This is a genomic window from Nonomuraea sp. NPDC001684, assembly GCF_053596515.1.
In genome coordinates, this window is record NZ_JBSFGJ010000801.1 from 1 (window position 1) to 2,153 (window position 2,153).

At 69.3% G+C, this 2,153-nt stretch carries 3 protein-coding genes; 2 read left to right on the forward strand and 1 reads right to left on the reverse strand.

All coding sequences use genetic code 11. From position 1 onward, the window contains the following. Nucleotides 1-298 (reverse strand): AMP-binding protein (locus ACWCSD_RS51920; protein ID WP_449927187.1); only part of this gene is annotated, 298 nt, incomplete at its 3' end. Nucleotides 299-445: 147 nt separating this feature from the next. Here ACWCSD_RS51920 and ACWCSD_RS51925 point away from each other — a divergent pair. Together ACWCSD_RS51925 and ACWCSD_RS51930 are read left to right on the forward strand one after the other, a co-directional pair. Continuing rightward, on the forward strand, nucleotides 446-1,936 hold the full coding sequence (locus ACWCSD_RS51925; protein ID WP_387680147.1) for a peptide MFS transporter: 1,491 nt from the start codon (nucleotides 446-448) through the stop codon (nucleotides 1,934-1,936). 11 nt (nucleotides 1,937-1,947) lie between these two features. Further along, nucleotides 1,948-2,153, forward strand: a 206-nt coding sequence (locus ACWCSD_RS51930) for a trimeric intracellular cation channel family protein (RefSeq protein ID WP_449927190.1), incomplete at its 3' end; no start/stop codon positions are given.

The window sequence follows — 2,153 nt, forward strand, 5'->3', positions numbered from 1 at the left end:
CCACGCCGCCGGCGTGCACGGCGCCGAGGTCGGCCAGCACGTGCTCGCTGCGGTTGACCATCATGATCGCGACTGATTCGCCGCGCCGCAGGCCGAGGGCGGCGAACGCGGCCGCGATCTCCAGGATGCGCCGCCGCGCCTGCCCGTAGGTCAACGTCGTCCAGCCGCCGGAGCCTTCGGGGTCGGAGTACGCGGGTGCGTCGGGGTGCCGGGCGGCCACCTGCCTGAGCTGTTCGCAGACCGTGCGACCGGCGATCTCCCGCTCGATGTCGGCCCGTACGTCGAGGACTTCGGCCATGGCACCCGCCTCCAGTCAGTAATCACTTGCACAGGTGGCATGCATCGCACCACACCCTCCGGACAGCGGCAAGACCCAGGCGGGAAACAGTCGGGGTGGTCACGTAGAGTGATCGTCCAGGTGCCGTACGTGTCTCGGGGGGCGGGCATGAGCAAGGGCGGAAGGACCTTCTTCGGGCATCCGTGGGGGCTGGCGACCCTGTTCTCCACGGAGATGTGGGAGCGCTTCAGCTGGTACGGCCTGCGGGCGATCCTGGCCACGTTCATGGCGGCCTCGCCGGCCCACAAGGGCCTCGGCATGTCGCAGGAGACCGCGCAGGCGGTGGTCGGCGTCTACGGGGCGCTGATCTACCTGGTGGCGCTGCCCGGCGGCTGGATCGCCGACCGCGTGCTGGGGGCGCGCAGGTCGGTGTTCTGGGGCGGGTTCGTCATCATGCTCGGCCACATCAGCATGGCGATCCCGGTGACGACGTCGTTCTTCGTCTGGCTGGGGCTGCTGCTCATCATCAGCGGCACGGGCCTGCTCAAGCCGAACATCTCGGTCATGGTCGGCCGCCTGTACGGCGAGGACGAGGACGGCCGCCGCGACGCCGGCTTCTCCCTGTTCTACCTGGGCATCAACCTGGGCGCCTTCTTCGCGCCCCTCGTCGTCGGCTGGCTGGCCGACGGCGACCGCTGGCACCTGGGCTTCAGCGCCGCCGCCGTCGGCATGGCCCTCGGCCTGCTGCAGTACGTCTGGGGCGGCCGGAACCTGCGCGGCGTCGGGGAGCGTCCCGGCGTCCGGCTGACGCCGCCCGAGCGCCGCCGGTTCGGCCGGGTGGCCGGGGCGGGCGTGGCGGTGACCGCGCTCGCGCTCGGCGCGTGGGCGGCCACGGGCACGCTCACCATCGACCGCCTGGCGCTGGCGATCACGATCGTCATCCTGATCGTGCCGGTGGTCTACTTCGCCTACATCCTGCTGGGCAGCCACAGCCTCACCGACGAGGAGCGCAGCCGGATGAAGGCCTACATCTGGCTGTTCGTCGCGGCGGCGATCTTCTGGATGATCTACGACCTGGCGCCGAGCAAGCTGCTGTTCTTCGCCGCCGACCACACCCGGTTGGAGCTGTTCGGGGTGCCGATCCAGGCGGCGACGACGCAGTCGTTCAACCCGCTGTTCATCATGATCTTCGTGCCGGTGTTCGCGGCGTTGTGGGTGAAGCTCGGGGTGCGGGTGAGCACGCCGCAGAAGTTCGGGTTCGCGCTGGTCATGGTGGGGCTGAGCTTCGTGGTGATGGCGATCGCCGCCGGGCTGGCGACCGGCGGGCGGGTGTCGGTGTGGTGGCTGGTGCTGGTCTACCTGATCCAGGTGTTCGGCGAGCTGTCGCTGAGCCCGGTCGGGCTGTCGGTCACGACGAAGCTGGCGCCGGAGGCGTTCAAGGGGCAGATGCTGGGGATCTGGTTCATCGCGGTGTCGGTGGGCGACGCGGTGGGCGGCCAGACGGGGCGGCTCACCCGGTACCTGTCCGACCCGATGTACTACCTGGTCCTGGCGATCATGGCGATCGCGGCCGGGGTGGCGATGTTCCTGTTCACGCGGAAACTGCGGGTGCTCATGGCCGAGCACTACCATGCGGCGGCCATGCCGCCGATCCGGTAAAAACATCCAACGTGTCTGAAATTCTCGACCTTGTCGGTATTTTTGTCTTCGCACTGACCGGTGCGCTCATGGGCGTGCGCAAGCGGCTCGACGTGGTCGGGATGGGCGTCCTGGCCGAGATGACCGCGCTCGGCGGCGGCCTGGTCCGCGATCTCATTCTCAACGTGCGGCCGGCCGCCTTCCAGAGCCTGGGTTACGTGCTGGTGCCGGTGTCCCC